General features: G+C 69.4%; 8 protein-coding genes. 6 read left to right on the top strand and 2 right to left on the bottom strand.

Features of this window, described 5'->3' with window-relative positions; all coding sequences use genetic code 11:
- The first annotated feature begins 19 nt into the window (after positions 1–19).
- The 5 genes from G6022_RS10155 (at position 20) to G6022_RS10135 (ending at position 3,848) form a co-directional block, all read left to right on the top strand.
- On the top strand, positions 20–721 hold the full coding sequence (locus tag G6022_RS10155; protein WP_182691493.1) for a GntR family transcriptional regulator: 702 nt from the start codon (positions 20–22) through the stop codon (positions 719–721).
- A 105-nt stretch (positions 722–826) separates the two neighbouring features.
- Positions 827–1,705, top strand: a complete 879-nt coding sequence (gene ehuB, locus G6022_RS10150) for an ectoine/hydroxyectoine ABC transporter substrate-binding protein EhuB (RefSeq protein WP_107748886.1) — start codon at positions 827–829, stop codon at positions 1,703–1,705.
- Positions 1,706–1,715: 10 nt separating this feature from the next.
- Positions 1,716–2,411 (top strand): ectoine/hydroxyectoine ABC transporter permease subunit EhuC, encoded by a 696-nt coding sequence (gene ehuC, locus G6022_RS10145; RefSeq protein ID WP_107748885.1) that lies wholly within the window; start codon positions 1,716–1,718, stop codon positions 2,409–2,411.
- Entirely contained in the window at positions 2,411–3,067 is a 657-nt protein-coding gene (gene ehuD, locus G6022_RS10140; RefSeq protein WP_107748884.1) for an ectoine/hydroxyectoine ABC transporter permease subunit EhuD, read from the top strand. The genes ehuC and ehuD overlap by 1 nt, the downstream gene beginning before the upstream one ends.
- 22 nt (positions 3,068–3,089) lie before the next feature.
- A complete protein-coding gene (locus G6022_RS10135) occupies positions 3,090–3,848 on the top strand; it encodes an amino acid ABC transporter ATP-binding protein (protein WP_182639063.1) in 759 nt (252 codons plus the stop codon).
- A gap of 4 nt (positions 3,849–3,852) precedes the next feature.
- Here the strand turns inward: G6022_RS10135 and G6022_RS10130 are convergent, their stop codons facing one another.
- Positions 3,853–4,470 (bottom strand): response regulator transcription factor, encoded by a 618-nt coding sequence (locus tag G6022_RS10130; protein WP_179524514.1) that lies wholly within the window; start codon positions 4,468–4,470, stop codon positions 3,853–3,855.
- 94 nt (positions 4,471–4,564) lie between these two features.
- Here G6022_RS10130 and G6022_RS10125 point away from each other — a divergent pair, with 94 nt between their 5' ends.
- The gene (locus G6022_RS10125; RefSeq protein ID WP_179524515.1) at positions 4,565–4,837 is read left to right on the top strand and encodes a WhiB family transcriptional regulator; all 273 of its coding nucleotides are present in this window, start codon (positions 4,565–4,567) and stop codon (positions 4,835–4,837) included.
- A gap of 79 nt (positions 4,838–4,916) precedes the next feature.
- Here the strand turns inward: G6022_RS10125 and G6022_RS10120 are convergent.
- Positions 4,917–6,214, bottom strand: a 1,298-nt coding sequence (locus tag G6022_RS10120) for an NAD-dependent succinate-semialdehyde dehydrogenase (protein WP_182691491.1), incomplete at its 5' end; no start/stop codon positions are given.

Raw genomic sequence — 6,214 nt, 5'->3', positions numbered from 1 at the left:
CCGCCGGAGGTGCCGGGGGATGACCGCGCTCGGACCGGACCCCGGTCCGGAGCCCGTCGTCGGGCTGGAGCCCGTCGTCCGGGAATCGACCCCCGCGCTCATCGCGCGCACCCTCCGCCGGGCGATCTCGGACGGCACGTTCCCCCCGGGTACGCAGCTCGGGGAGGCCGCGCTGGCGAGGTCGCTCGGCGTGAGCCGCGGGCCGCTGCGGGAGGCCATGCAACGGTTGACGCAGGAGGGGCTGCTCGTCTCACACCGCAACCGGGGACTGTTCGTCGCCGACCTCTCCGCCGAGGCGGTCGAGGACATGTACCTGCTGCGCACGACCGTCGAGACCGCCGCGCTGGACCGGGTGCTCGACCTCGGGCTGGGCGTCGTCACCGCCGACGCGCTCGACGCCGCCGTCGACGCGATGGCCTCCCTCGCCGACGAACCGCGGTCGGAGGCCATGGTCGCCGCGGATCTGGACTTCCACCACGTCCTGGTCGAGGCGGCCCGGAGCCCACGCCTGTCGAGGGTCCACGAGACCGTGCTGGTCGAGACGAGCATGTGCCTGCACGCCATGCGCGGCACCTACTCGGACGCGGCGTCAAGGCTCATCGAACACCGTGCGATCGCCGACGCCGTGCGTGCCGGGGACCCGGATCGGGCCAGGGTGTTGCTGGTCGACCACATGAGGGACGGGCTCGTCCGGGTCCGCGAGGGCGGCGAGGCCCGTTGAGGTTCATTGTTACGGCGAGGTCACGCTTGTCGCGTTAGGTGATGGACCCGGACCGCCCGGCCATACGGTCGATGAACCGTTAACTTCAACCCGACGGAGGCACCGATGAACACCACCATCTCGCGAAGGCAACTGTTCCGGGGAGCACTGGCACTGGGCGGGGTGGTCGCGGTCGGTGGATCCCTCGCCGCCTGCACCACCACGGAGACCGGCGGCCCCGAGGCCGGCGGAGGCGGCGGCCTCCTCGAGCGGGCCCGACAGCAGGGCCTGCGGATCGCCATCGGCAACGAGCCGCCCTACACCGAGCTCGCTCCGGACGGCACCGTCACCGGCGCGGAGCCGGACGTCGTCAGGGCCGTCGCCGCGCGGATGGGGATCGACAGGGTCGAGGGCATCGTCTCCGGCTACGACGCGATGATCCCGGGGCTCAAGGCCAACAGGTGGGACACCATCGCCGCGGGGTTGTTCATGAAGCAGTCACGCTGCCGCGAGGTCGCCTACGCCTCACCCGTGATCGTCTCCACCGAGTCGTTCGGTGTGCGGCCCGGCAACCCGGAGAACATCCTCACCATCGCCGACGTCCTGGAGCGGCCGGACCTGCGCGTGGGTGTGGTCCCCGGCGGGTTCGAACAGGGCATCCTCGAGACGGCGGGAGTCGGGGCCGGCCAGATCATCAACGTCACCGACGCCCGCGGTGGCGCCGACGCGCTCAACGCGGATCGTATCGACGCCTTCCTCCTGCCCACGCTGTCCCTGCGCGAGCTCGAGGGCGTCGAGGTCACCGAGCCGATCGAGGACGCCCCCAGCACGGGTTCGTCCGCCGCGTTCCGGACCGAGGACCAGGACTTCCTCGACGCCTACAACGAGGAGCTCGAGTCGTTCAAGACCGAGCCCGAGTTCGCCGAGATACTCGAGAAGTGGGGATTCGACCCCACCGTCGTCGAGGGCGTGACGACCGAGGAACTCTGCGCCGTCGACGGCTGACCGGCGATCGATGGACGCTATCGCCGAATACCTCCCTCTCATCCGGCAGGGCTTCATCACCACCGTCCAGGTGACGGTCCTCGGCGCGGCGCTCGCGCTGGTCGTGGCCTTCGCCCTGGGCCTGGCGCGCCTGTCCACCCACCGCTGGGTGCGCTGGCCGGCGGCGTGCACCGTGGAGTTCCTCCGCGGCACGTCGCTGGTGGTGCAGCTCTTCTGGCTGTTCTTCGCCCTCCCGTTCTTCGGGGTCCAGCTCACCGCCATCTTCGCCGGTGTCCTCGCGCTGGGCCTCAACGAGGGCGCGTACGCCTCGGAGGTGGTCCGCGGGTCCATCGCGTCCCGGCCGAAGGGCCAGACGGAGGCCGCGATCGCGCTCAACATGACGCCCGCCCAACGGATGCGCCGCATCCTGCTGCCGCAGTCGATCCCGGCGATGCTGCCGCCCATGGGCAACGTCATGGTGGACCTGCTCAAGAACAGCTCACTGGTCTCCCTGGTGACGGTGGCGGACCTGACCTTCAACGCGGGGCTCATCCGGTCCGCCACCGGTGAGACCGCCCTGATCTACGGGATCATCCTGCTCCTGTACTTCGTCCTGAGTCTGGTCATCTCGGTGATCATCGCGCTCCTGGAGCGGCGGTTCTCACCGACCCGTGAGCGCCGGTCGCTGCTCACCGCCCTCACCGGCCGGACGCAGGGGGTGAGCTGATGATCTGGGACAACGCCTTCGCGATCAGCATCATCCCGGACCTGCTCCGGGGGCTGGTCACCACGGTGCAGATCACCTTCGCCGGCATGGCCATCGCGGCTGTCCTCGGGTTGCTCGTGGCCGTGTTCAGATACCTGCGGATCCCGGTGGTCTCGCAGATCCTGGGATTTCTCGTGTACTTCATCCGTGGGACGCCGTTGCTCGTCCAGGCGTTCTTCGTGTTCTACGTCCTGCCGGAGTACGGCGTCACCATGAGCGCGCTGGTCACCGGCATCATCGTGATCGGCGTCAACTACAGCGCCTATACGGCCGAGGTCTACCGGTCCGGTATCGAGGGGATCCCGGTGGGTCAGTGGGAGGCCGCCACGGCCCTCAATCTGCCGGGCGGACGCACCTGGACACGGATCGTCCTGCCCCAGGCGGTGCGACGGGTGGTCCCCCTGTTGGGCAACTACCTCATCCAGATGTTCAAGGACTCGGCCATCCTGTCCGCCATCACCGTCTACGAACTCATGTCCGTGGCCAAGGCGATCGGGCAGTCGGAGTTCCGCTACATCGAACCCTTCACCATCGCGGCGCTGCTCTACCTCGTCGTGAGCGTCCCGTGCACACTCGTCCTACGTCGATTGGAGACCCGCTATGGCACCGTCCACTGAGCTCGGCGAGCCGGGGGAACCGATGGTCCGCTTCGAGAAGGTCAGCAAGAACTGGGGGGAGAACAGGGTCCTGCGGGAGCTCGACTTCACTGTTGCCAAGGGCGAGAAGATCTCGATCATCGGTCCGTCCGGTTCCGGCAAGACCACGATCCTGCGAGTGCTCATGACCCTCGAGTACCCGACCTCGGGACGCGTCCTGGTCGAGGGCGACGAGTTGTGGAACACCGACGTCGCGAGGAAGAGGCCCCGCGAGACCAAGCGGATGAGGCAGATCCGCAGCCGGATCGGCATGGTGTTCCAGCAGTTCAACCTGTTCCCACACATGACCGCGCTGGAGAACGTCATGGAGGCGCCGGTGCACGTGCTGGGCAAGGACAAGGCGACGGCGCGGCAGGAGGCGGAGGAGCTGCTCGCGCTCGTCGGTCTGGCCGACCATTCAGCCAAGAAGCCGCCGCAGCTGTCCGGTGGCCAGCAACAGCGCGTGGCGATCGCCCGGGCCATGGCCACGAAGCCGGACATCATGCTCTTCGACGAACCCACCTCGGCCCTGGATCCCGAGCTCGTGGGGGAGGTGCTCAAGGTGATCCGTGACCTCGCCAACGACTCGACCATGACGATGCTCATGGTCACCCACGAGATGAACTTCGCCCGGGAGATCTCCGACCGGGTGGTGATGTTCGACGAGGGCGTCGCGGTCGAGTCGGCGCCGCCCGCGCAGTTCTTCGACTCGCCCGGCCACGAGCGCACCCGGAGATTCCTCGGCGCTGTACTGGGGTACTGAACGCTCAGCGGGAGACCGCGAGCCCGCTGCGCATCGCCCACGCCACCGCCTGCGGTCTGGTGGTCACCCCGATCTTGCGGTAGGCCTCCCGGATGTAGGTCTTGACCGTGTTGATCGACAGGTAGCAGGCCGCGGCGATCTCCTCGTTGGACCGGCCCTGGGCGATCAGCGCGAGCATCTCCGACTCCCGGGGGGTCAGGCCCACGTCGCCGGTCGGCCACAGTCCGGGGGACGTGTCCTCGCCGTCGCGGCCGAGCAGGCGCACCCGCTCACCCGCCGCGACCCGTTCCACGGCCCCGAGCAGCTCCTCGCCGGACAGTGATTTGGAGAGATACCCCGTCGCCCCCGAGGCGAAGGCCTCGTCGACCGCGCGCGGATCCGTGACGAACGAGTAGACGGCCACGGCCCCGATCGCCGGGTCGAGGGCCATGGCCGAGCACCGGGCCTGCCAGTCGACCGGGGAGGCGAAGGTATCGAACAGCACCACGTCCACGGGCACACCTGCGCGGGAGCCGGGCCCGTTCACCACGACCTCCACGCGGCCGGGGTACGCGGCCAGCAGTGCGTGCACACCGGCGATGACCAGTGTGTAGTCGTTCTCCACCGAGACCCTGACCGGCATCTGGAAACTTTAACAGTTGTGACCCGTCCCACCCCTGGGGGTGTGCCGAACTCCCTCGAGCGTGAATGAAGCTGGGACCGACGGGGGGAGTGCCATGACGACCGCGACGAGAAGGATCGACGAACGATGGGCCTGGGCCGAGTACGGGATGTGCCAGGACGTACCGGACCTGTTCTACAACTCCGAGAACGAGTCGAGGAGCCTGCGCCGGCGTAAGGAGACGGCGGCCAAGAAGCTCTGCGCGCAGTGCCCGGTCATCCAGCAGTGCCGCGCGCACGCCGTGGCCCACCGCGAGCTGTACGGCGTCTGGGGCGGGATGTCCGAGGCCGAGCGGCACCGGCTCGCCGGGCGGGTCCGCACCGGCTGACCGCCCACCGGCTGACCACCCACCGCCCACCGCCTTCCGCCGAACCGCCCACCGGCGGAGGGCGGAGGGCGGCGGGCGATCAGCGCACCGGGATCGCGACGAGCTTGGTCTCCACGAACTCCTCGATCCCGGTGAGCCCGCCCTCGCGGCCCAGCCCGGACTGCTTGATGCCACCGAACGGCGCGGCCGGGTTGGAGACGATCCCGGTGTTGATGCCCACCATCCCGGCCTGCAGGCGCTCGGACATGGTCATCGCGCGGTCGAGATTCTCGGTCATCACGTAGGAGACCAGGCCGAACTCGGTGTCGTTGGCCAGGGCCACCGCCTCGTCGTCGGAGTCGAACGGGATCAGGGCGGCCACGGGACCGAAGATCTCGGTGGACATCAGGTCGGAGTCGGCCGCCACCCCGGTCAGGACGGTGGGCGGGTAGAAGTACCCGGGTCCTTCGGTCCGCGATCCGCCGCACAGCACCTCGGCCCCGCGCCCCACGGCGTCGTCGACCAGGTCGACCACCTTCGCCACGGCCTTCTCCTCGACCAACGGGCCCACGTCGGTGCCGTCCCGCGTGCCGTCGCCGACTGTCAGGGCGGACATCTTCTCGGTGAGGCGCCGACCGAACTCGTCCAGAACCGAACGGTGGACGAGGATCCGGTTGGCCGACGTGCAGGCCTCGCCCATGTTGCGCATCTTGGCGGCCATCGCGGCGGCCACGGCGGTGTCCATGTCCGCGTCCTCGCACACCACGAACGGGGCGTTCCCGCCGAGCTCCATGGAGGTGCGCAGCACCCCGCGCGCGCACTGCTCCAGCAGCATCCGGCCGACCGGCGTGGACCCGGTGAACGACAGCTTGCGGGCGATCCCGGAGTCGATCCACGGTCCCACCACACTGCCCGGCTCGGTGGTGCACACGACGTTGAGGACGCCGTCGGGGAGCCCCGCCTCGCGCAGGAGGTCCACCACGTACAGCGAGGTCAGGGGCGTGAGGTTGGCCGGTTTGAACACCATGGTGCAGCCGGCGGCGACGGCCGGGCCGATCTTGCGGGTGGCCATGGCCAGGGGGAAGTTCCACGGGGTGATGAGGATGCAGGGCCCGACCGGTTCGTGGGTCACCATGAGACGGGTCTTGCCGTCGGGCGAACGGCGGGCGTCCCCGCGGATGCGGCAGGCCTCCTCGGAGAACCAGCGGAAGAACTCGGCCCCGTAGGTGACCTCGCCCTTGGCCTCCGCCAGCGGTTTGCCCATCTCGGTGGTCATGAGCAGCGCCAGCTCGTCGGCGCGGTCGAGGATCAGCTCGTACGCGCGGCGCAGGATCTCGGCCCGGTCGCGGGCGGGCACGGCCGCCCACTCCGGCTGCGTCCGCCCGGCGGCCTCGATCG

This window comes from Dietzia sp. Cai40 (assembly GCF_014145165.1).
GTDB lineage: Bacteria > Actinomycetota > Actinomycetes > Mycobacteriales > Mycobacteriaceae > Dietzia > Dietzia natronolimnaea.
The sequence above is the reverse complement of the archived record's forward strand: the minus strand, read 5'-3'. Positions and strand labels throughout refer to the sequence as shown.